The organism is Blautia luti (genome assembly GCF_013304735.1).
Taxonomy (GTDB): Bacteria; Bacillota; Clostridia; order Lachnospirales; family Lachnospiraceae; genus Blautia_A.
In genome coordinates this window covers 22,494-44,582 of record NZ_JAAITI010000024.1, presented here as the reverse complement: position 1 = coordinate 44,582, position 22,089 = coordinate 22,494, and the positions used below count along the sequence as shown (strand labels likewise).

Genomic DNA, 22,089 nt, shown 5'->3' with positions numbered 1-22,089 from the left:
AAAAGGAGCGGAAACCATGGCTACAAAACAGAAAATCCTCATTGTTGACGATGACAACAACATTGCAGAGCTGGTAGCTCTCTATCTCACAAAAGAATGCTTTGAGACCAAGATCGTAAATGACGGCGAGGAAGCCCTGAAGCAGTTCCATATTTTTCACCCGGATCTGATCCTTCTGGATCTGATGCTCCCGGGTATTGACGGATACCAGGTATGTCGTGAGATCCGTCATACTTCCGATGTACCGATCATCATGCTTTCCGCCAAAGGAGAAACCTTTGACAAAGTCCTGGGACTGGAACTTGGAGCAGACGATTACATCATCAAACCTTTCGACTCCAAAGAACTGGTTGCACGTGTCCGTGCAGTGCTTCGCAGATTCCATGTAAAATCACCATCTGCCGCACCAAAGGAAAAATGTGTATCCTATCCGGATCTGGTGATCAACCTGACCAACTATTCTGTGACATATATGGGACATCAGATCGATATGCCGCCAAAGGAACTGGAGCTTCTCTATTTCCTGGCAGCTTCTCCCAATCAGGTTTTTACAAGGGAACAGCTCCTGGATCACATCTGGGGCTATGAATACATCGGGGATACCAGGACTGTAGACGTTCACATCAAGCGTCTCCGTGAGAAGATCAAGGATAATCCAAACTGGGCTCTTTCCACAGTCTGGGGCATCGGTTACAAATTTGAGGTAAAAGATTCATGAAGCAGCATCTTTATACCAAACTGCTGATCCTGTATTTTGTGTTGGGGGGAATCTGCTTTCTGCTGCTTTCCTCCGGCGGCTCCTACCTGGTAGAAAAAAGGCTTGAACGCTCCACCGGAGAGTACCTTTACCGCACAGCCAGCCAGATGGTTTCCGGAAATGAACTCCGTCAGGCTGTAAAAGACCCGGAAAACGACTCCCTTTCCCTGGCTCTTTCCTCTGCAGCGGCTTTTCAGAATGCAGACTTCTGGGTCATGGACACGGACGGAACCGTTCTGATAAACACAGATGAACAGTCTTCCGGCTCCGGTGAGATCACTGTCAAAAATTTCCGGCCTGCAGATTACGAAAATATCTGTTATTCTTCCGGTACGTTTTATGGGACATTCAAAACCACGCAGTTAAGCACCGTCGTTCCCATAAAAGATACAGACCAGGTGATCGGTTATCTGGCAGTCCACTACCCTATGAAAAACCTCTACGAAAGCCGCAGCAATATCGTAGAGGTCATGATCCTAATCTTTATTATTATTTACGCTTTGTTTTTCAGTTTCCTGCTGATTTATTTCTACCGGGTGCACAAACCGTTAAAAGAGATCCTGAAAGGTGCCCTGGAATTTGCAAACGGAAATCTTTCCTATACGATCCCGGTAGATTCTGAAGATGAGATGGGATATCTTTCCCATTCCCTGAATTATATGGCAGACAAGCTGAACAAAAACGGAGAATATCAGCGGCAGTTTATCTCCAACGTATCCCATGATTTCCGCTCACCTCTGACCTCCATCAAAGGATATGTGGAAGCCATGCTGGACGGTACCATCCCACCGGAAATGCAGGAACGCTATCTGAAAGTCATTGCTTTTGAATCCACCCGTCTGGAGAAACTTACCCGAAGCCTCCTTACTTTAAACGAACTGGATGTCAAAAAGCGGATGATGCATATGCGGCGTTTTGATATCAACGAAACCATCCGTACTACAGCAGCCTCTTTCGAGGGAACCTGTTCGGAACGGAACATCCGGCTGGAACTCCTTCTGGCAGGCAAAGAGCTGTTCGTCCGCGCGGATATGGAGCAGATCCAGCAGGTACTGTACAATTTATTGGATAATGCAGTAAAATTCAGCAGTGACAATTCTTCCATTACACTGGAAACAACCGTCAACCATGGCAAAGTTTTTGTCTCTGTCAAAGACCGGGGAACCGGAATTCCAAAAGAAAGTCTTTCCAAAATCTGGGACCGTTTCTACAAGATCGATGTCTCCCGTGGAAAAGACCGTAAGGGAACCGGCCTTGGACTCGCTATTGTGAAAGAGATCATCAACGCCCACAAACAGAATATCAATGTGATCAGCACTGTTGGCGTGGGAACAGAATTTATTTTTACCCTGGAAAAAGCAAAATAAAACATAAAAAACCTTTGATCCGAAAAGCTGTAAAAGAAATATTCCTTAATATTTCCTACAATCTTTCCAGATCAGAGGTTCTTTTATTTACTCTATAAATCTTCTTCGTCTTGCTATTCAGTATGTAAAGCAGACATGCACTTTCAATCTTTCAATCCGTTCACAATCTTATTTCCAGTCGTAATTTCTCAGGTGCCCTTCCAGATTCATATGTGCAAAATTATGCTGGCGCAGTGCCTCATAAAGAACAATGGCAACAGAATTGCTCAGATTCAGGGAACGGATGTCCCCGATCATGGGGATTCTCACGCAGGTTTCCTGATTTTTCACCAGGATATCCTCCGGAATTCCCGCACTTTCCTTGCCAAACATAATAAAACAGTCATCCTCATACTTTACATCTGTATAAGTCTGAGGCGCCTTGGTGGTTGCGTAATAGATCTTCGCTCCCGGATTCTTCTTGAGAAAATCCTCATAGTCCAGATATCTGGTCACATCCAGATGTTCCCAGTAATCCATGCCTGCACGCTTGATCGCCTTCTCATTGAGACGGAAACCAAGCGGCTCGATCAGATGTAATCTGGTTCCTGTTGCCACACAGGTTCTGCCGATATTACCTGTATTTGCCGGAATTTCCGGCTCATGGAGTACAATGTTTAAAACTCCCATTATTTATCCTCTTTTCATTATTTTAATCTCGTCTTCCGCCGGACGCTCCAGATATCTGGCATTTCCGCCGCTGTAAAGAAGCCTGTCATTTCCGGAATTGGTCTGCCCGATCACTGCTGCCATGATCCCTTCTCTTCGTAACTCCTGCACAAACGCATCGCCACCCTGGATTCCCAGAAGAATGCTTCCACCGGAAAGGAGTTTATAGGGATTCACATCAAAGATCTCACAGATCTCTATGGTTTCCTGTCGGATGGGTACGCTTCGAAGGTCTGCGCTAAGTCCCACTCCGGATGCTTCCGCCATTTTCCAGAGCGCAGACAGAAAGCCGCCTTCCCCCATCAGATACCTGGCACTGGCTCCGGACGCTTCCGCCATCTTCCAGACCTTATTGTTCTCTTTTTTCATTCCTGTTCCGTAAACTTCCGGAAGTTTTCCGGCATCTTCAAGAAACCGTTCCGAAAAAACTTCCCGCAGTCTGTCATGGTAGTTCTCTGCAATCCATGCCGTACCTTCTGCTGCCACAGGGCCTGCCACGATTAGTTCATCTCCGGGTTTCAGCTGTCCATCTATTTCCGCCTGAAGTGCCTCCAGTGCTTTTTTCCCAAGTTTCATAACTGCCGCCTTAATAAATGATCAGCGAAAGTACAGTCGGAACTACCATTGCAAGAACCAGAATAACTGCGATGATCGCTGTGATCACTTTTCTTTTTTTCGGATCAAACATTCCCATAATTTTTATTCACCTCATCTGTAATATCCGTTAATCGCGCATTGTTGGTCAAAGGATCCCTGTCTGTATAATCAAAAAGAATCTTCTTTCCATCTCGGAATACCTCGATATGGGCGGTCTTCGGGATTTTTTCCGCTTTCCGGTAATCCCAGATCATCCTCTCATAGGGCTTCTGATCGGATGCAAAGGATGGCCTGCTCTTTAAATTCTCACGAAGATAAAGATCCAGAAGCATCACATCGGAAAGGGCTTCCAACGGGATCTCTTTCTGTTCTCCGGCAAATTCCATCAGGATCTCATAGCGTCTCATCCTGGAATGAGAAATCTCCGAGTATCCTTTTTTCTCATAAAATCTGCCAAGTGCCTCATACATCCGGAAAGGATCTTCAAAATACTGTTCCAGAAATACAAGGGTGTGTTTGAACTGACCACTATTATAATACACTTCCACCATACTTTCCACCATTTTCAGCCTCAAAATCTCCCCGTAGGTCAGCCAGGCTGTGGAAAGCACCTCATAAGGTTCCCGGTCTTTGTAAAGGATCTGATATTCTCCGGTCATCTCCATCATATGGGAACCCTTCAGCACCTTCAGAAAACCAAGCTGAAACTGCTCCGGACGCAGTGCATAGACGTCGCAGAACGACTTATGGAAGCTGTCATATCCCTCATATGGAAGTCCTGCGATCAGATCCAGATGCTGGTGGATATTTCCAAAGCCGTGGATCTGCTCTACGATTCCTTTCAGTTTTTCAAAATCCATGGTTCTCCGAATAGCTTTGATGGTCTGCGGATTGGTGGACTGTACCCCGATCTCCAGCTGGATCAGGCCCGGGCGCATGGTTTTCATCAGAGCCAGTTCCTCCTCACGGAGAAGGTCCGCGGAAATTTCAAAATGGAAGTTCGTGATCCCGTTGTCATGCTCTGTAATATACCGCCAGATTGCCATGGCGTGATCATGTTTGCAGTTAAAGGTACGGTCTACAAATTTGACCTGTGGAACCTTATTGTCAATAAAAAACTGCAATTCGTTTTTTACAAGTTCGATATCACGGAACCGAAGCTTCTTGTCTATGGAAGAAAGACAGTAGCTGCAGGAAAACGGGCACCCTCTGCTGCTCTCATAATAGATGATACGGTTTTTAAACTCTGTAAGATTGCTGTATGCAAACGGAACTTTACTTAAATCCATCAGTTCCCGCCAGCCTGTGTGTACAATATCCGGGACTTTGGTTTCGTCATGAAAAGCCACACCTCGGATTTCTTTCAGGTTTTCCGGCTTTCTTTCTATATAATATCCTGCCAGTTCATGGAAAGTTTCCTCTCCCTCTCCTACCATCACACCAAAAAACGCGGGATTCTTTTTCAGAAATTCCACCGCATCGTAAGATACTTCCGGACCGCCTGCCCAGAAATCCACATGTGGAAGGATTTTCTTAAGATCCGGTACCAGTTCTTTTACAAAGGAAATATTCCAGATATAGCAGGAAAAACAGATCACATCCGGCTGTTCCAGATAAATGTCCTTTAAAATGTCATCCCGGATCTGGTTGATCGTATACTCTTTGATCACTACATTGGGACTGTACTTTCCGGAGCAGGATTTCAGGTTGTATACTGCAAGATTGGAATGGATATATTTTGCGTTGCACGCTGCAAGTAAGATCTTCAAAATTACTATTCTCCTAACTTCTGCCGGGTGACAGACTTCTACATCCGGCAGTTTTCATTCTTTCTCTGTCTGATTCTTTTCGCTTTATGATTATAACGTTCCAGCCCCCGGATGTAAATAGAAAAACAGGGATTCCCGGTATGCATAAAGATTCCGTTTCTGTTGTATTTCCATTCAAACAGCGTTAAAATGGATACTACATCTTTTATAAAGGAGTACCTTTTTATGGACCGAAACAGCTGCCTGAACTATTTTCAGGCTTTTCCCTTCTGGGAACATATGACCGAAGAAGACCAGGATTTTCTTCTTGATAATATCCGCGAACTCCATTACCCGGCAGGTGCTGCCATACAGTCAGAAGAACGCCAGTGCCTAGGAACTCTTTTTCTTCTGAAGGGCGTTCTCCGCGTGTACCTTCTGTCCTCTCAGGGAAAAGAAGCCACACTGTACCGTTTAAGGGACAGTGATATCTGCACCCTTTCCGCTTCCTGCATGCTTTCTGCCATCACATTTGATGTGCAGATCGATGCGGAAACAGACTGTGATCTGCTTCTGCTTCCGGCAGTTCCTTTTTCCCGGCTGATGAAAAACAATATCTATCTGGAAAATTTCATTTATAAACGGACAACCGAACATTTCTCGGATGTGATCGCAGGAATCGAACGGACATTTTTTATGACGTTACCTCAGAGGATTGCAGCCTTCCTTCTGGACGAAGCTGCAGATACCGGTTCCGATGAACTCACGCTCACCCAAGAAGCCATCGCCCGCTCCATCGGAAGCGCCAGGGAGGCAGTCAGCCGCAGCCTCAAAAAAATGAATAAAGACGGCTCTATCCAGATTTCACGGGGATCGATCCGCATTCTGGATAAAAGCCGTCTTTATGAAATGATGAATACTTTCTGATCTTACTGAAGTGCTGCCTCAAGCTCCGCTTTTGATGTCAGTCCCACAAAACGTGCTGTCTCTTTTCCACCCTTAAACACAAGCAGTGTAGGAATACTCATAATCTTATACTGCTGTGCAAGAGACGGTTCTTTATCTACGTCTACTTTCCCTACTTCGTATTCTGCTTCTGCCAGCTCTTCCACAACCGGAGCCTGACGTCTGCACGGTCCGCACCAGGTTGCCCAGAAATCTACCAGTACCGGTTTCTCTGCATTTAATACCTCAGTTTCAAAATTGTCTGTTGTAAAAACTTTTGCCATGATAAAATTCCTCCTTAAATTTATATGTTATGAAAATCCGATCATAATCCTGATCGTTATCAGTGTCTGCCGTTCTTCTGAATTTATGCTGTCTTCACTCTATGCCTGCCCTTTCAGAAGTTTCCGCACATACTGACAGGCAGAAAGTCCTGCCTGTGCTCCATCATGTACGGCCTTTGCCACCTGAAGAAGACCTCCGGTACAATCCCCTGCCGCGTACAGTCCGGGAACCGTTGTCTCCATCTCTTCATTCACCCTGATATTTCCTTTTTCATTCAGTTCCGCACCAATCTGACGGGCCATCTCTGAACTTCCGGCTGTACCCAATGCCACAAAAACACCTTCTGCAGGTGCAAATGACGTTTGCGGTTCGCCTGCTTCCTGTAAGGATACATCTCCTTTCAGGCGAAGTCCCTGAACACGCTCATCTCCCTCAATTGCCTGAATTTTCATGGTATTCACGTCAATTGCATTCTCTTTTGAAAATTCCGGTTTCTTTCCATCTGTAAAAATCGTCACATGGGAAGCTGTATGAGAAAGTTCCTCAGCTTCATGAAGAGCAAAATCACTGTTTCCAAGAACTGCTACATCTTTTCCACGGTAGAAAAATGCATCGCATACTGCACAGTAGCTGACTCCTTTTCCTTCAAATTCCTTCACTCCCGGAATTTTCGCGGAGGCTCTTTTGCTTCCGGTTGCCAGGATCACACTGCGGGCTTCAAAATCGCCTTCGGTTGTTTTTACCTCAAAGGTATCAAAGCCTCCCATTCCCACAACCTGTGCATCCAGAATCCTGACGCCAAGTGCCCTGGCCTGCTCAAGTCCTCTTTCAAAAAGTTCTTTTCCGGAAAGAGGTCTCTCAAGTCCGTAATAATTCTCGATCTTCTCTGCTTTTTCCAGTGAACCAATTCCTGTATTGATGATCAGCGGGTCCATATTTCCTCTCGCTGCATAAAGAGCTGCGGAAATTCCTGCCGGGCCTGCTCCTACGATAATGATATTTTCCATTTCAGACACCTGCTTTCTTCTGCTTCTTTGAAATCTGTTTTATAATATACGCTCTGCATCGGTCTGTTTCTGTGATTAAGTCACTTTTACTTTCTCACAAAAACTATTATACCACATCCTTTTGGAATTACATCCCCTTTATCACCTTTATCTTCCCTGTTTTTCCTGTCGCAAACGTTTTCCGAAATCTTGCACCCGGCCCTCTTCTATGCTATTATTATAACGGTTTGCTAATGCAAATCATCCATTTTTGCTTTTAATTAATTTTCGTGATTTCGAATAGATCAATTATGAAATAAGGGAGAGTTGTTTATTATGAGAAGTTTTGAATATTTTACCCCCACACGGGTGGTTTTTGGAAAAGATACACATCTTAAAATTGCCACACTTCTGAAAGAACAGAACTGTAAAAAAGTTCTGATCCACTATGGTGGACACAGTGCCGTCAAATCCGGTCTTATTAATGAGATCAGATCCGTACTTGACGAGGCAGGGATTGCCTATGTAACTCTTGGCGGCGTCGTTCCCAATCCGCATCTTTCCAAAGTCCGGGAAGGAATCGAACTCTGTCGCAGAGAAAATGTGGATTTTCTTCTTGCCGTAGGAGGCGGAAGTGTTATTGATTCCTGTAAGGCCATCGGTTACGGTCTTGCAAATCCGGAAACAGACGTATGGAACTTTTTCCTCCGCACAGAAACTCCAAAAGCATGTCTTCCAGTTGGTGTAATCCTTACCATCGCAGCTTCCGGAAGTGAAATGAGCAATTCCTGTGTCATCACAAATGAAGAGGGCTGGCTGAAGCGTAGTACTGCCCGAAATGACCTGTGCAGGCCACGTTTTGCCATTTTAAATCCACGGCTTACATACACCTTACCTCAGTATCAGACAGAAAGCGGCTGTGTGGATATCCTGATGCATACCATGGAACGGTATTTTGTAAATATCGAAACTATGGAAATTACAGACAGCATCAGCGAATCTCTGATGCAGACGGTAATCTACAATTCCCGTATCTTGCTGAAAGAGCCGGATAATTACACTGCCAGGGCAGAAATCATGTGGGCAGGAAGTCTCTCCCACAACGGCCTCACCGGCTGTGGAACCGGCGGCGGTGACTGGGCATGTCACCAGCTGGAACATGAACTTGGCGGAACTTACGATGTAGCTCACGGTGCCGGTCTGGCCGCACTGTGGGGAAGCTGGGCCCGTTATGTCTATGACGCAAATCCAGAACGTTTTGCCCAGTTTGCTACCAACGTATTTGAAATCCCATGCAGCATCGATTTCAACAAAACCGCACTTGCCGGTATTGAAGCCATGGAAGATTATTTCCGTTCCATTCAGATGCCTACCAGCCTTCATGAGCTTGGTCTTGATCTTACAGAAAAAGATATCCACGATCTGGCATTTAAGTGCAGTTATGAAGATACCCGTACCATCGGTGTCTTCAAACAGTTAAATATGAAAGATATGGAAAAAATTTATCTGGCTGCCCGCTGAATTTGCCGCATATAATATTGCAGATGTTTTTTTGAAAATCGGATTTTTCAGAAAAACATCTGCTTTTTTTCATTTTCCCCTTGCATTCTCTACATAAATGTGTTAAAGTAACAAAGTGCTCGAAAGAGACATGCCCAGATAGCTCAGTTGGTAGAGCAGAGGACTGAAAATCCTCGTGTCGCTGGTTCGATTCCGGCTCTGGGCATTATTTTTTTGCTCTGTTCACAGTTCCTGTTTCCTGTTGAACAGAGTTTTTCTTTTTATAAATAAAAAATACTGCATTCGACATTTTCTGATAAAGCGGATATTTATATTCCGATTTATACATTAAGTCTGATGCAGTATTTTTTGTTATACGGCGTTTTTACTGAAGCAGATAAACTTCTGTATAAAATACACCTTTCTCCTCTGCCTCTGAATGTGTGGCAACATAAACATCAATACAGTTGGTACGGATCGCACCTCCGCAATCCTCCGCCACGTAAACCTGTCCATTGATCACCACCTTGGAACCATATGGAATCTGGCTGGGGTCTACTGCTATGGTGTGATTGGTTGTTGCCGTTACACCTGTAGATGTGATTCCATTTGACCATGGACCACAGCAGATACTGCATGGGCAGTAATGGGTAATACGGAAAGTTCCCAAAGATTTCAGTGTGGCATCGGAAGAAACTGATACCGGAGTTCCGACTTTTACACCATTGGCAGATGTTCCGGAACCACCCGTAGACGTTACGCCGTCCACAGCGTCTGCAAAAATACCTTCTCCGGAACTCTTGGTAAGGGAACCTGCTTTTGTTTTCTTTTCCTGCTCTGCTTTGGCTACTTCGTTCTCCTGATATCCTTCCAGACAGCTGGTAGGAATATATCCAGTCTGCTGTGCACCGCTGTCATCGGTGTAAACGATCCGGCTCCAGATATCATCTACAGTACCAGTTCTCTTCAGCTCATCATCCTGAAGAACTTCTCCTACTACTTCTCCGTCTTTTTTTCCCGGATAATCAAGAATATCGCTGTCTTTGGCTGCCGTGACTGTATCCGTAAATTTATTCACGGTTTCCGTATCACTGAGCACGCTATCCTGAACATAACCGATAATCTTGTCCTCTCCGTCTTTCTGAAACGTAACTTTACTCCATCCGTTGTCACATACGGCAACTCTCTCAAGTTTCGTTCCCAGAAGAACGGATCGAAGTTCTGATCCACTCTCTCCGGGATTGGACCGAATTGCGGTATTCTTCGCAGTGACATAAAGGGTGTCCGTCTTCGCCAGTGCATTTACTGTATTTCCTTCCCCATCATCAATCTGAAACTGCTGAGGGGATTTTTTCTCCTGTGTATATGTATTCAGTGTTGCTTCATATCCAAGTACCTCTGCAGATGCTGATACAGGGAATATCATGGAAGCACACAAAATAACTGCAAGAAGCCTTTTACGCATGAAATCTTGCCTCCTTTTTTCCGGCATTCTGCGGTTTGTCCCGACTATCATAGCATATCAGATCGTATTTTGCAATTTTGTAGGTCAGTCTTCAGAAAATTTTAACAAAAAGATCACATTTCTTAACTGGTCAAATCACCATCCGACGGGTAAAATAAGCTTATGAATACAAAACGAAAAACCCCTAAACTTACAAAAAAACAACGCCAGCGTCTCCGCGTACGCCAGGTTCGCAGACAGAAGTTCTTTCTGGGCTTGATCTTTTTACTGGTCCTCGGATGCATTTTTCTGCGTTTATCCAGATTTTCCGGAAAGCAGACAAATACGTATCAGATCAATGCATCCTGTGAAGCCTACCGAGATGAAGTTACCACGGAAGCCGCCCAATATGGCATGTCTGACTATGTAGATCTGATCCTGGCGGTTATGATGCAGGAAAGCTCCGGCCAGGGAACCGATCCCATGCAGTCATCCGAAGGCGCTTATAATACGCAGTATCCCCAGCAGCCTAACGGAATCACAGATCCTTCCTATTCTATCTCCTGTGGAATCCAGGAGCTGAAATATGCCCTGGATAAATCCGGATGCACAGGACCCGCTGATCTGCCCCATATCCGTCTTGCCCTGCAGGCCTATAATTTTGGTACAGACTCTTATTTCTCTTATCTTGCCAAAAACGGAGAAACCTCCTGGACAACCGAAAGCGCCCAGGCATTTGCCCAGATGGCAAGTGGTGGCAAGCAGCGTGATGAAGACGATCCCCTTCACGATCCGGCAGGTCCATGGGATTACGGTGACCAGTATTACCCGGACCATGTACTTCGCTATTATCACATAAGCAGTGAATCTGAAACGTCTTGATCCGGAAATGTCTTCTTTTTTTCAATTTTTCAAAAAAATGCAAAAAAAGATTTGACATGCTTTAAAATCTGTGCTAATATATGTCTTGTCGATGAGGGAAACACCTCATAAGATAAGACAAATGCGATAGTGGCGTAGTTGGTAACGCGCGACCTTGCCAAGGTCGAGACCGCGGGTTCGAGCCCCGTCTATCGCTCTTCGGAACTCTGAATGATTCAGAGTTCTTTTTTTATTTCACAAAAAACAAGCACAAAATGGCGCAAAAAATCCCGGATCCGGAATTTCCTGATAGAAATCCAGATCCGGGATCTTTTATGTAAGACAGACATTCATATTCTGCCCCATTATATGTTCATGATATTTTAGTGATGGAAAAGTCTGATTCCTGTAAATGCCATTACCATTCCATACTTATTGCAGGTATCGATAACTGCGTCATCGCGGACAGATCCGCCCGGCTCTGCAATATATTTCACGCCACTCTTATGTGCGCGCTCAATATTATCACTGAACGGGAAGAATGCATCTGAACCAAGAGTCACATCTGTAAGACCATCCAGCCATGCACGCTTCTCTTCTCTTGTGAACACTTCCGGCTTCTCGGTAAATGTTTTCTCCCATGCGCCATCTGCAAGAACATCCATATACTCCTCACCAATATAAACATCAATGGCATTGTCTCTCTCTGCACGTGTAATGGTATCTTTAAATGGAAGATTCAGCACCTTCGGGCACTGACGGAGATACCAGTTATCTGCCTTCTGGCCTGCAAGACGTGTACAGTGAACACGTGACTGCTGACCAGCACCAACACCGATCGCCTGTCCGTCTTTTACGAAGCATACGGAATTGGACTGCGTATATTTCAAAACGATCAGAGAAACCTTCAGATCCCTCTTTGCTTCCTCTGTAAGCTCTTTATTTTCTGTTACAATATTAGAGATCAGTTCATCATCAATTGCAAGTTCCTGACGTCCCTGCTCAAAAGTAACACCAAATACCTGCTTGTGTTCCAGCGGCTCCGGAACATAATTTTCATCGATCTGGATTACATTGTAGTTGCCTTTTTTCTTCTGTTTCAGGATTTCCAGCGCTTCCTCTGTATATCCCGGTGCGATCACACCATCCGAAACCTCTCTTTTGATCAGCATTGCGGTATCTTTGTCGCAGACATCAGAAAGAGAAATGAAATCACCGAAAGATGACATACGGTCTGCACCTCTTGCTCTTGCATACGCACATGCAAGCGGGGAAAAATTCTTCCAGTCCATATCATCTACCCAGTAGATCTTGGCCAGGGTCTCATTCAGTGGAAGTCCGATGGAAGCACCTGCCGGAGATACATGTTTAAAAGAAGTTGCTGCCGGAAGTCCGGTTGCTTTCTTAAGGTCACGTACCAGCTGCCAGCCGTTAAATGCATCCAGGAAGTTGATATATCCCGGTCTTCCGGAAAGTACCTGGATCGGAAGTTCACTTCCGTCTGCCATATAAATCTTGGATGGTTTCTGGTTTGGGTTGCATCCGTATTTTAACTGTAATTCTTTCATGGAAAAATCCTCCGTTCTCTACGATATCGATTATTTATTCTTGTTTACAATTCTGGATTCATATTTACCTGTTTCAATGTCAATGAAACGGACAAACAGAGAAACTTTATTGTCCTTGTTCAGGCTCTCCCAGAGAAGGTTGGTAAAATCATCAATATCATCCGGAATCTCTACCGGCTTCGGCTCTCCCTCAAAACTTGGAAGCGGGTTTCCGTCGCATTTATAAGTATGAATGAAGCGTCCCTGTCCTGCTGCCGCATTCTCATAAGCAAATGTATAACGGAGGCAGGAATCTGGATTTCCATTATTGCTCTTTAAGATAGACATTGCATAGCTGAATTTTCCGTTTTCCACATGAAGAACACCGGAAATACGAGGTGTGTAATTCGGTGCATCTGGCTCAAATTCTCTGCTGCGGAGTGACTGCTCAAAAGTAAGCTGTCTGTCCATGCCTTCATAGATGGTATCTGTCTGATCCCCATTTGTTACGATCGTCTTGTTTCCAAGGACACGTACCGGTGCATAAATAATCAGGCTCGGGTCTGTAAGTTTGGACGGGTCAAATGCCTGTGTGCGGATTCCCTCACCATCCTCAACAAAAATACGGTTTCTGCTGTTCTCACTTCTTCCCATGATAAAATATGCGGTAACAGCGTGCTTTCCGTCAGCGGAACGTCCAATCACAATTCCTCTTCCTGGGTAGGAATTCTCTTTCAGTTCTTTTTCAAGTGAAAATGTAGTCATTTTTCACAGTCCTCCTTGTCTAATGTAAGGCCCGGGGATCATTCCAGGTATCAGCAGGTAACAAAAAACCGCCTGGACACCCCTTTATCAGGCTGCCCAGGCGGTCGGCTTCTCATTTCACTGCACTCCCTGTAGGTAATCCTACTTTCCGCCAGTCATGCAGCTTCTGTTGTTATACTACAATACTTCTTCTGAATTTTCAAGTCCCAATTTTCAGAAATTATTTTTTCATACTGTCTATTTTCCCTGCAGTTCATAATCTGCCTGAATCTGTGCGGCAATATCTGATTTCATCTGAATCCATGCATCCGGATTTTCCACATAATATTTCGGACAGTCTTTTCCTGTAACATCATAATGCCGGATCACCTGATCCGCCGTCAGTCCAAACCGTGTACAGAGCCAGGCTGTCAGCTTCACTGCCGAACTATATGTTGCCTCATTAAACTGTCCTGTATCATCCAAGTGACAACATTCAATAGATAAGGTGTCCACATTTCTGGAATTCGTAGCATAGGACATTTCTGAGGTAGGAATGCACTGTACCACTTCGCCATCCAGACCTATTACAAAATGACTGCTGACTTTGTTTTCCTGTGTTGTTGCAAGATTTTCGAAATAATTCCGGTTGGACATTGCTGTAGATCCTGGATTGGCAGTATAGTGAATGGCAATATAATTCACCTGTTCAATGGGAATCTGAGGCCTAGAATACGAATTCGGCGTCAGAAGTTCCACGTCAATATAGGGGGCACCCTCTTCCTGCCACTGTTCTGGCCCACTGTTGCCATCGTTTTCCTGAACGGAACCTGTCTCATCAGAATAAATTCTGTCCTCTTCCATACGCATCTCAAAAAATCCATATCCTAATGCACATACCGCAGATATAACAATTACAAAAATCAGAATCATCACTGTTTTTCGAAGAAATTTCAGCGGTTTATTTTTGCGGGAGGTTTTCCTTTTCTTCTTTTTTACGGAATTTGCGGCAGGTTCTGAAGAAGTTTTTTTTACGGAAACAGGCCGCCCGCTATGGGACGGCCTGGGTGACTTCTTACCTGTCTTACCTTTTTTTCCTGTATTACTCATCTACACTGTAGTTTGGAGCCTCTTTTGTGATATGGATATCATGCGGATGTGACTCCTTAAGAGATGCAGCGGAGATTTTAATAAATCTGCCTGTTGTTTTCAGCTTCTCAATGTTCTCTGCTCCACAGTAACCCATCCCGGATCTTAAACCACCAATTAACTGGAATACGGTATCTTCAACATGTCCCTTATATGCAACACGTCCTTCAACACCTTCCGGTACAAGCTTCTTCGCATTCTCCTGGAAATAACGATCCTTGCTGCCATTCTCCATAGCTGCAATAGATCCCATTCCACGGTATACTTTATATTTTCTTCCCTGATAAAGCTCGAATGTTCCCGGGCTCTCATCACATCCTGCGAACATGCTTCCCATCATGCAGACATTGGCTCCGGCTGCGATAGCCTTGGTGATGTCTCCGGAATACTTGATTCCACCATCTGCAATGATCGGGATTCCATAGCTGTTGGCTACTTCATAGCAATCCATAACTGCTGTAACCTGCGGAACACCGATACCTGCAACAACACGTGTGGTACAGATAGATCCAGGTCCGATACCAACCTTAACTGCATCTACACCAGCCTCGATCAGAGCCTTGGTAGCAGCACCTGTTGCAACGTTACCTGCGATAACCTGAAGTTCCGGATATGCAGCCTTGATCTCACGAACTGCTTTTAAGATATTCTCGGAATGACCATGTGCGGAATCGATAACGATAACATCTACGTTAGCCTTAACAAGTGCATCCACACGAGCAAGTACATTAGCTGTGATACCAACTGCCGCACCGCAGAGAAGACGTCCCTGTGCATCCTTGGCTGCAAGCGGATATTTAATCTGTTTCTCGATATCCTTGATGGTAATGAGTCCTTTTAAATTAAAGTCGTCATCTACAATGGGTAATTTCTCCTTACGGGATTTCGCAAGGATCTTCTTGGCATCCTCAAGTGTGATTCCTTCCTTGGCTGTGATCAGTCCTTCAGAAGTCATGCACTCCTTGATCTTTCTGCTGAAATCTGTCTCAAATTTAAGATCACGGTTTGTGATAATACCTACAAGTTTTCTGCCTTCTGTAATCGGAACACCGGAAATACGGTATTTCGCCATCAGATCATTGGCATCTTTCAGTGTATGCTCCGGTGAAAGATAAAATGGATCTGTAATAACACCGTTCTCAGAACGTTTAACCTTATCAACCTCTTCTGCCTGTGCTTCAATGGACATATTCTTGTGGATGATACCGATACCACCCTGTCTGGCCATGGCAATTGCCATTCTGTGCTCTGTAACTGTGTCCATTCCCGCACTCATCATGGGGATATTCAGCTTTACTTTCTTGGTTAAATACGTTGAAACATCTACCTGATTCGGAATTACTTTAGAATAAGCTGGAACCAGAAGAACGTCATCAAACGTAATGCCTTCACCAATAATAGTACCCATTGCATTTCCTCCCTTGTGTAAGATATTTTAAATTTGTGAACTAGTGTAACAAAAAACAAGTTTCATGTCAATCCAAAAAAACTTTACTTGGTGCAGAATTTTTCATGGTGTTTGCCAGGGCGTCATCTAATTCGAGAATCACTTTGCATGTTTCACCACCGTCTCTTGTGATCATGGCATAACGTTTATGATCCTCAATACCGGAGGAAAAATCCATCACTTTCATTTTCTGATTTCCGTTGTAATAGTCCATTCTGTGGGATTTCAGAGGTGCTACAAGATCTGCTTCCGCAAGCTGGATGGATTTTACTCTTTTTCTCTTGGACTTGGACATAATCATATCAATATCCAGCTCACCATTTACAAACAGATACTCGTATTCCAGATCTGTTTTCGGTATTACAAAATAACAGGCAACACCGAGCGCAACAGCCGGCACCAGTAAAAGACCGTTCACTAAAAGGCCTCCTATAGCCATGATCACTGTCAGTACAATAAGACCGTATTTCACAACCATATCCTTTGCTGTCTGTTTCTTCTTTACCAGAAGTTCTGAATATAAGTCACTCATTTGCTTCTTCCTTTCGTAATTTACTGATTTTTTTGATTATAACACAAAAAGAGGGCCGCGTCCATGACGCAGGCCCTCTTATTTTGTGAACAATTTCACCTGCTTAGCTGATTATTACATCATTCCCATTCCCGGGTTTGCTGCCGGAGCAGGAGTATCTTCTTTGATTGTGGAAACTACAGCCTCTGTTGTAAGGAGTGTAGATGCAACGCTTGTAGCATTCTGAAGAGCACTTCTTGTAACCTTGGCCGGGTCAAGAATTCCGTTCTCAACCATGTTTACATATTTCTCATTGAGAGCATCGAATCCTGTACCAACCTCAGACTCTCTTACTTTGTTGATGATAACAGCGCCTTCCAGTCCTGCGTTTGCAGCGATGTGGAACAGTGGTGCCTCAAGAGCTTTCAGGATTACATAAGCTCCTGTCTTCTCATCTCCCTCAAGTGTTGTTGCAAGTTTTGCAACTTCTTTTGAAGCGTGGATGTAAGCAGATCCGCCACCTGCAATAATACCTTCCTCAACAGCTGCTCTTGTTGCTGCAAGAGCATCCTCAAGACGAAGTTTTGCTTCTTTCATCTCTGTCTCAGTAGCAGCACCTACACGGATAACAGCTACGCCGCCAGCCAGTTTTGCAAGTCTCTCCTGAAGTTTCTCTTTATCGAACTCGGATTTTGTCTCCTCGATCTGAGCACGGATCTGTGCAACACGTTTTGCAATGGCATCTTTGTCACCGAGACCATCAACGATAACTGTGTTCTCTTTTGCAACTTTAACAGATTTTGCACGTCCAAGCTGCTCCATCTTAGCTTCTTTCAGGTCAAGACCAAGCTCATCGGAGATCACCTGTCCGCCTGTCAGGATCGCGATATCCTGAAGCATCTCTTTTCTTCTGTCACCATAGCCAGGAGCTTTTACAGCTACTACCTGGAAGGTTCCTCTCAGTTTGTTGACGATCAGAGTTGTAAGGGCCTCACCCTCAACATCCTCAGCGATGATGAGAAGTTTCGCACCGGCCTGAACAACCTGCTCAAGAAGTGGAAGGATCTCCTGGATATTGCTGATCTTCTTGTCTGTGATCAGGATGTACGGATCATCAAGAGTTGCCTCCATTTTCTCCATATCTGTGGACATGTATGCGGAAATATATCCACGGTCAAACTGCATACCTTCTACAAGGTCAAGCTCTGTATGCATGGTCTTGGACTCCTCAACAGTGATAACACCGTCTTTGGAAACTTTCTCCATAGCATCAGCAACAAGCTGTCCAACCTGCTCATCACTTGCAGAGATTGCTGCTACGTTAGCGATCTGCTCTTTGCCGTTGATTGCCTGGCTCATGTTCTTGATCGCTTCTACTGCAACATCTGTTGCTTTTTTCATACCTTTTCTGAGGATGATCGGGTTGGCACCTGCTGCCAGGTTCTTCATTCCCTCATGAACCATTGCCTGAGCAAGTACAGTCGCTGTTGTAGTACCATCACCTGCTACATCGTTTGTCTTGGATGCAACTTCCTTGATGATCTGAGCACCCATGTTCTCGAATCCGTCCTCAAGCTCGATCTCTTTTGCGATGGAAACACCATCGTTTGTGATAAGCGGAGCACCGAAAGATTTGTCAAGTACTACGTTTCTTCCTTTCGGTCCAAGTGTTACTCTTACTGTATCTGCAAGTTTATTTACACCAGCTTCAAGTGCTGCTCTTGCTTCTGCGCCATATTTAATTTCTTTTGCCATGATAAAATGACCTCCTATTTATATTGATATACGATAAGATGTTTATATTATTTAATAACTGCCAGGATATCTTCCTGTTTTACAATGATGTAATCCGTACCATCCATCTTAACTTCTGTTCCTGCATATTTGGAGTAAATAACAGTGTTTCCGACTTCTACTTCCATCTTTACTTCTTTGCCATTTACAACTCCGCCAGGACCAACTGCGATAACTTCTGCCTGCTGTGGTTTCTCCTGTGCCTGTCCCGGAAGTACGATTCCGGATGCTGTTGTCTCTTCTGCCTCAACCTGTTTTAATACTACTCTGTCGCCTAAAGGTACTAACTTCATGATCTATGTTCCTCCTTATCAGTTCCATTTTCGTTTGCTAGCACTCACTTTCTACGAGTGCTAATCACTATGGCTATATTAGTGAATTTCACGTTTTTTCGCAACTCTTTTAAGATATACTATTTCTAGTTTATTCTCTTTATATCTCTTTTATACTCTTGTTTTCTCTTATTTTCTTAATTTCATTATTTATTTTGATTTTTTCTAAAAAGATACACTTTCCTTTTATGCGATCCTGCAAAAGAATTTCAGTAAAAAAGAGACTGCCCACAATAACGGGTAGTCTCTTTCGTCACGTTCTTTATCTTATATTATCAGTCGGCAGATAATGCAGATCGCATTATGCCTTTTTGTTTCTCTGTGCCTTGATCTCCTCAAGCTCGTCGAAGATTACTTCATTAAGAACCTTAATGTAAGTTCCCTTCATACCGGAAGAACGGGACTCGATCACACCTGCACTCTCAAATTTACGCAGTGCATTTACGATCACAGATCTGGTGATACCTACGCGGTCAGCAATCTTGCTGGCAACAAGGATGCCTTCGTCTCCATCCAGTTCATCAAAGATATGGATGATCGCCTCAAGCTCTGAGAAGGACAGGGTACTGAACGCAGATTTCACGATCTGCTGCTTTCTGTCTTCCTCCGCATTCTCATCATGAACCGCACGCATCATTTCCAGACCTACAACAGTTGTACCGTACTCACTGACAATAATATCTTCAATATCATACGGATGATCGTTACGATACATAAATAATGTTCCCAGTCTCTCACCTGCAATATCGATAGGGTTTACGATTCCCTGATAATTCCCTGGTACATGCTCAAAGCCAAGTGTCTGGAGATTGACATTCTCCTTGGTAGAAAGAACGCCAAGAAATCTCTCGTTCAATAACGGATCAATATGTCCGCCGATCTTATCATCGATCAGCTCTGTGATCTCATCTACGCCCGGACAGATACTGACTCCCAGAACCTTACCTTTCTTACTGAGTACCAGGATGTTGGAACTTAAGGTTTCCATGAGCACCTGGCAAATGTCGTTAAACACTACCTTGCTTGAGCTGCTGTTATGCAGAAGCTTATTGATTTTTCTAGTTTTATCTAGCAACTGAACGCTCATTTTTTCCTCCTTTCACTTTCGTACCTTGAAAGAAATCGTTTTTCTAGTCTAATATTACACGTTATTCTGGAAATTTACAAGACATTTTTATATTTTTTTTATTTTTAACGGGATTTTCTGAAAATTGGTAGAAAAGCATTTATTCCATCAATCTTCATCTTTTGGTTTCTGTTCCACATATCCGCAGGTTTCCTGGCTGCAAACCAGCTTATTTCCCTTTTCGAGCATATAATTGCCACATTTCGGACATTTCTTTGCGGATGGTTTCTGCCAGGACATAAAATCACATTCCGGATTATTCTCACATCCGTAATATTTTCTGCCCTTTTTCGTTTTTTTCATGACAATTTCACCGCCACATTTCGGACATGCAACACCAATCTTTTCATAATATGGTTTCGTATTACGGCAGTCCGGGAATCCCGGGCATGCAAGAAATCTTCCGTGTGGACCATACTTAATTACCATGTTACGGCCACAGTTGTCGCAGACTACATCTGTAACCTCATCCTGGATATCAACTTTCTCCAGTTCTTTCTCCGCCTCATCCACATCATGTTTCAGATCCGGATAGAAATTACGTACAACAGTCTTCCACTGCACAGTGCCTGCCTCCACGCAGTCCAGAAGTCCCTCCATGGTAGCTGTAAAGTTTACATCCACAATACTCGGAAATGCCTGTTTCATAATATTGTTAACAACTTCACCAAGCTCTGTAACGTAAAGATTTTTCTGTTCCTTTGATACGTAGCGTCGGCTGATGATCGTTGTGATCGTCGGCGCATAGGTACTCGGGCGTCCAATTCCCAGTTCTTCCATGGTTTTTACAAGTGATGCCTCTGTATAATGTGCCGGTGGCTGTGTAAAATGCTGTTCCGGTTTCAGTTCTTTCAGTTTCAGCTCCATGCCTTTTTCCAGGCTCTGACTTAAAATATTGCCTTTTTTGTCATCGCCCTCTTCTGTATACACAGACATAAAACCATCAAACGCAACCTTGGATGCCGCAACCGTAAATACATACTCGCCGGCTCCGATCTTGACAGATGTAGTCTCATAACGTGCCGGTGCCATTCTGCTGGCCGCAAAGCGTCTCCAGATCAGCTGATACAGACGAAACTGATCTCTGGTGAGAGATTCTTTCACAAGAACCGGTGTCCTTGTAATGTCTGTAGGGCGGATTGCCTCATGGGCATCCTGGATCTTCTGTCCGTTTTTGACTGTCTTTTCTGTCTGAGAAACATAATTCTGTCCGTACTGTTCAGAAATGTAGGTTCTTGCTGCTGCATCTGCTTCCTCGGAAATTCGGGTGGAATCTGTACGCAGATAAGAGATCAGACCTACTGTGCCGCTTCCCTTGACATCAACACCCTCATATAACTGCTGTGCCAGACGCATGGTTTTCTGTGTGGAAAAATTCAGAGTCTTGGCCGCTTCCTGCTGCAGTGTACTGGTTGTAAACGGGAGCGGAGCATTTTTGATCCTCTCGCCTTTTTTTACTTCTGTGATCTCATATTTACAGTTTTCCAGATTTTTCAGGATTTCATCCATTTCCTGGCGGTTTTTGATCGGAAGTTTTTTATCAGTTCCATAGAACTTGGCCGTTAACGGCTTCTTTTCACCTTTTACCTGAAATTCACCTTCCAGGCTCCAGTACTCTTCCGGAATGAATGCGTTGATCTCATCTTCTCGGTCACAGATGATACGCAGTGCTACAGACTGCACACGGCCTGCACTTAATCCTCTTTTTACTTTGGCCCAGAGAAGTGGGCTGATGGTATAACCTACCATACGGTCCAGCATACGTCTGGCCTGCTGTGCATCCACAAGATTCATATCCAGCTCTCTGGCCTGTTTGATGGACGCCTTGACTGCTGTTTTTGTTACTTCATTAAATGTAATTCTGTGCATCTTTGAAGTATCTGTTTTCAGTGCCTGCATCAGATGCCAGGAGATTGCCTCTCCTTCACGGTCAGGGTCCGTTGCGAGATAGATCTTATCTGCTTTTTTTGCTTCTTTACGGAGTTTTGCAAGAAGCTCTCCCTTTCCTCTTATCGTAATATACTTGGGTTCAAAATCATTGTCTACATCAATACCAAACTGGCTCTTTGGAAAATCCCTTACGTGGCCATTGGATGCCTCTACTGTATAATTTGCCCCCAGAAACTTTTTTACTGTTTTCATTTTAGCAGGTGACTCTACTATCACCAGATTTTTGGCCATTTTACCTCTCCTAATCTTATTCTGCCTTCTGTCCGGTGTAAAAAATCTCACTGCTGCCGG

The 22,089-nt window shown here is 44.2% G+C and carries 20 protein-coding genes, 2 tRNA genes and 1 riboswitch; of the genes, 7 read left to right on the top strand and 15 right to left on the bottom strand.

Features of this window, described 5'->3' with window-relative positions; genetic code table 11:
• Positions 1-16: 16 nt before the first annotated feature.
• Together G5B06_RS12820 and G5B06_RS12815 are read left to right on the top strand one after the other, a co-directional pair.
• The gene (locus tag G5B06_RS12820) at positions 17-718 is read left to right on the top strand and encodes a response regulator transcription factor (protein ID WP_015524367.1); all 702 of its coding nucleotides are present in this window, start codon (positions 17-19) and stop codon (positions 716-718) included.
• Entirely contained in the window at positions 715-2,124 is a 1,410-nt protein-coding gene (locus G5B06_RS12815; protein ID WP_173761901.1) for a sensor histidine kinase, read from the top strand. The genes G5B06_RS12820 and G5B06_RS12815 overlap by 4 nt, the downstream gene beginning before the upstream one ends.
• Before the next feature lie 168 nt (positions 2,125-2,292).
• Here G5B06_RS12815 and G5B06_RS12810 read toward each other — a convergent pair whose 3' ends face one another.
• From G5B06_RS12810 to G5B06_RS12800, 3 genes are all read right to left on the bottom strand, one after another.
• Complete coding sequence (locus tag G5B06_RS12810) at positions 2,293-2,793, bottom strand: tRNA (cytidine(34)-2'-O)-methyltransferase (protein ID WP_021975912.1); 501 nt, start codon at positions 2,791-2,793, stop codon at positions 2,293-2,295.
• Between the two features lie 3 nt (positions 2,794-2,796).
• Positions 2,797-3,408: an AIR synthase-related protein gene (locus G5B06_RS12805; protein ID WP_173761900.1), complete on the bottom strand. Its 612-nt coding sequence runs from the start codon at positions 3,406-3,408 to the stop codon at positions 2,797-2,799.
• A 104-nt stretch (positions 3,409-3,512) separates the two neighbouring features.
• On the bottom strand, positions 3,513-5,198 hold the full coding sequence (locus G5B06_RS12800; RefSeq protein WP_173761899.1) for a B12-binding domain-containing radical SAM protein: 1,686 nt from the start codon (positions 5,196-5,198) through the stop codon (positions 3,513-3,515).
• A gap of 225 nt (positions 5,199-5,423) precedes the next feature.
• On the opposite strand from G5B06_RS12800, the gene G5B06_RS12795 reads away from it, so the two are divergent.
• Positions 5,424-6,104 carry a Crp/Fnr family transcriptional regulator gene (locus tag G5B06_RS12795; RefSeq protein WP_021975908.1) on the top strand — a complete coding sequence of 227 codons (681 nt, stop codon included), beginning with the start codon at positions 5,424-5,426 and terminating at the stop codon, positions 6,102-6,104.
• A gap of 2 nt (positions 6,105-6,106) precedes the next feature.
• On the opposite strand, the gene trxA is transcribed toward G5B06_RS12795, so the two are convergent.
• Both trxA and G5B06_RS12785 read right to left on the bottom strand, forming a co-directional pair.
• Positions 6,107-6,406: a thioredoxin gene (gene trxA / locus G5B06_RS12790; RefSeq protein WP_173761898.1), complete on the bottom strand. Its 300-nt coding sequence runs from the start codon at positions 6,404-6,406 to the stop codon at positions 6,107-6,109.
• 99 nt (positions 6,407-6,505) lie between these two features.
• Entirely contained in the window at positions 6,506-7,414 is a 909-nt protein-coding gene (locus tag G5B06_RS12785) for an NAD(P)/FAD-dependent oxidoreductase (protein ID WP_173761897.1), read from the bottom strand.
• Positions 7,415-7,729: 315 nt separating this feature from the next.
• Here G5B06_RS12785 and G5B06_RS12780 point away from each other — a divergent pair, with 315 nt between their 5' ends.
• Both G5B06_RS12780 and G5B06_RS12775 read left to right on the top strand, forming a co-directional pair.
• The gene (locus G5B06_RS12780) at positions 7,730-8,914 is read left to right on the top strand and encodes an iron-containing alcohol dehydrogenase (protein WP_173761896.1); all 1,185 of its coding nucleotides are present in this window, start codon (positions 7,730-7,732) and stop codon (positions 8,912-8,914) included.
• A gap of 132 nt (positions 8,915-9,046) precedes the next feature.
• A tRNA-Phe gene (locus G5B06_RS12775) sits at positions 9,047-9,119 on the top strand.
• 159 nt (positions 9,120-9,278) lie between these two features.
• Here the strand turns inward: G5B06_RS12775 and G5B06_RS12770 are convergent.
• A complete protein-coding gene (locus tag G5B06_RS12770) occupies positions 9,279-10,358 on the bottom strand; it encodes a 3D domain-containing protein (protein WP_173761895.1) in 1,080 nt (359 codons plus the stop codon).
• A 162-nt stretch (positions 10,359-10,520) separates the two neighbouring features.
• Between G5B06_RS12770 and G5B06_RS12765 the strand changes: the two genes are divergently transcribed.
• Together G5B06_RS12765 and G5B06_RS12760 are read left to right on the top strand one after the other, a co-directional pair.
• Complete coding sequence (locus tag G5B06_RS12765; RefSeq protein WP_148448199.1) at positions 10,521-11,219, top strand: lysozyme family protein; 699 nt, start codon at positions 10,521-10,523, stop codon at positions 11,217-11,219.
• Positions 11,220-11,342: 123 nt separating this feature from the next.
• Positions 11,343-11,415, top strand: a tRNA-Gly gene (locus G5B06_RS12760).
• 166 nt (positions 11,416-11,581) lie between these two features.
• Here the strand turns inward: G5B06_RS12760 and G5B06_RS12755 are convergent.
• The 9 genes from G5B06_RS12755 to topA form a co-directional block, all read right to left on the bottom strand.
• Positions 11,582-12,766 (bottom strand): phosphoribosylaminoimidazolecarboxamide formyltransferase, encoded by a 1,185-nt coding sequence (locus tag G5B06_RS12755; RefSeq protein WP_148448197.1) that lies wholly within the window; start codon positions 12,764-12,766, stop codon positions 11,582-11,584.
• A gap of 30 nt (positions 12,767-12,796) precedes the next feature.
• Entirely contained in the window at positions 12,797-13,510 is a 714-nt protein-coding gene (locus tag G5B06_RS12750; RefSeq protein WP_148448195.1) for an IMP cyclohydrolase, read from the bottom strand.
• A gap of 87 nt (positions 13,511-13,597) precedes the next feature.
• Positions 13,598-13,679, bottom strand: a riboswitch (ZMP/ZTP riboswitch).
• 68 nt (positions 13,680-13,747) lie between these two features.
• Positions 13,748-14,422: an N-acetylmuramoyl-L-alanine amidase family protein gene (locus tag G5B06_RS12745; RefSeq protein WP_148448193.1), complete on the bottom strand. Its 675-nt coding sequence runs from the start codon at positions 14,420-14,422 to the stop codon at positions 13,748-13,750.
• Positions 14,423-14,591: 169 nt separating this feature from the next.
• On the bottom strand, positions 14,592-16,046 hold the full coding sequence (gene guaB, locus G5B06_RS12740; protein WP_021975900.1) for an IMP dehydrogenase: 1,455 nt from the start codon (positions 16,044-16,046) through the stop codon (positions 14,592-14,594).
• 67 nt (positions 16,047-16,113) lie between these two features.
• A complete protein-coding gene (locus G5B06_RS12735) occupies positions 16,114-16,617 on the bottom strand; it encodes a DUF6106 family protein (RefSeq protein ID WP_148448191.1) in 504 nt (167 codons plus the stop codon).
• A 114-nt stretch (positions 16,618-16,731) separates the two neighbouring features.
• On the bottom strand, positions 16,732-18,351 hold the full coding sequence (gene groL / locus G5B06_RS12730; RefSeq protein ID WP_148448189.1) for a chaperonin GroEL: 1,620 nt from the start codon (positions 18,349-18,351) through the stop codon (positions 16,732-16,734).
• A 47-nt stretch (positions 18,352-18,398) separates the two neighbouring features.
• Positions 18,399-18,683 (bottom strand): co-chaperone GroES, encoded by a 285-nt coding sequence (groES, locus tag G5B06_RS12725; protein ID WP_021651813.1) that lies wholly within the window; start codon positions 18,681-18,683, stop codon positions 18,399-18,401.
• 340 nt (positions 18,684-19,023) lie between these two features.
• The gene (gene codY, locus G5B06_RS12720; protein ID WP_021975897.1) at positions 19,024-19,809 is read right to left on the bottom strand and encodes a GTP-sensing pleiotropic transcriptional regulator CodY; all 786 of its coding nucleotides are present in this window, start codon (positions 19,807-19,809) and stop codon (positions 19,024-19,026) included.
• A gap of 147 nt (positions 19,810-19,956) precedes the next feature.
• A complete protein-coding gene (gene topA / locus G5B06_RS12715) occupies positions 19,957-22,029 on the bottom strand; it encodes a type I DNA topoisomerase (RefSeq protein ID WP_118071680.1) in 2,073 nt (690 codons plus the stop codon).
• Between the last annotated feature and the right edge of the window lie 60 nt (positions 22,030-22,089).

Excerpts from the sequence above, each read along its gene's own strand:
- G5B06_RS12820 (WP_015524367.1), top strand. The coding sequence starts at position 17 with ATGGCTACAAAACAGAAAATCCTCATTGTTGACGATGACAACAACATT.
- groES (WP_021651813.1), bottom strand. The coding sequence starts at position 18,683 with ATGAAGTTAGTACCTTTAGGCGACAGAGTAGTATTAAAACAGGTTGAG.
- G5B06_RS12770 (WP_173761895.1), bottom strand. The coding sequence starts at position 10,358 with ATGCGTAAAAGGCTTCTTGCAGTTATTTTGTGTGCTTCCATGATATTC.
- G5B06_RS12785 (WP_173761897.1), bottom strand. The coding sequence starts at position 7,414 with ATGGAAAATATCATTATCGTAGGAGCAGGCCCGGCAGGAATTTCCGCA.
- G5B06_RS12805 (WP_173761900.1), bottom strand. The coding sequence starts at position 3,408 with ATGAAACTTGGGAAAAAAGCACTGGAGGCACTTCAGGCGGAAATAGAT.
- G5B06_RS12815 (WP_173761901.1), top strand. The coding sequence starts at position 715 with ATGAAGCAGCATCTTTATACCAAACTGCTGATCCTGTATTTTGTGTTG.
- guaB (WP_021975900.1), bottom strand. The coding sequence starts at position 16,046 with ATGGGTACTATTATTGGTGAAGGCATTACGTTTGATGACGTTCTTCTG.
- G5B06_RS12745 (WP_148448193.1), bottom strand. The coding sequence starts at position 14,422 with ATGATTCTGATTTTTGTAATTGTTATATCTGCGGTATGTGCATTAGGA.
- G5B06_RS12780 (WP_173761896.1), top strand. The coding sequence starts at position 7,730 with ATGAGAAGTTTTGAATATTTTACCCCCACACGGGTGGTTTTTGGAAAA.
- codY (WP_021975897.1), bottom strand. The coding sequence starts at position 19,809 with ATGAGCGTTCAGTTGCTAGATAAAACTAGAAAAATCAATAAGCTTCTG.
- G5B06_RS12755 (WP_148448197.1), bottom strand. The coding sequence starts at position 12,766 with ATGAAAGAATTACAGTTAAAATACGGATGCAACCCAAACCAGAAACCA.
- trxA (WP_173761898.1), bottom strand. The coding sequence starts at position 6,406 with ATGGCAAAAGTTTTTACAACAGACAATTTTGAAACTGAGGTATTAAAT.
- G5B06_RS12810 (WP_021975912.1), bottom strand. The coding sequence starts at position 2,793 with ATGGGAGTTTTAAACATTGTACTCCATGAGCCGGAAATTCCGGCAAAT.
- G5B06_RS12795 (WP_021975908.1), top strand. The coding sequence starts at position 5,424 with ATGGACCGAAACAGCTGCCTGAACTATTTTCAGGCTTTTCCCTTCTGG.
- groL (WP_148448189.1), bottom strand. The coding sequence starts at position 18,351 with ATGGCAAAAGAAATTAAATATGGCGCAGAAGCAAGAGCAGCACTTGAA.
- G5B06_RS12750 (WP_148448195.1), bottom strand. The coding sequence starts at position 13,510 with ATGACTACATTTTCACTTGAAAAAGAACTGAAAGAGAATTCCTACCCA.
- topA (WP_118071680.1), bottom strand. The coding sequence starts at position 22,029 with ATGGCCAAAAATCTGGTGATAGTAGAGTCACCTGCTAAAATGAAAACA.
- G5B06_RS12765 (WP_148448199.1), top strand. The coding sequence starts at position 10,521 with ATGAATACAAAACGAAAAACCCCTAAACTTACAAAAAAACAACGCCAG.
- G5B06_RS12735 (WP_148448191.1), bottom strand. The coding sequence starts at position 16,617 with ATGAGTGACTTATATTCAGAACTTCTGGTAAAGAAGAAACAGACAGCA.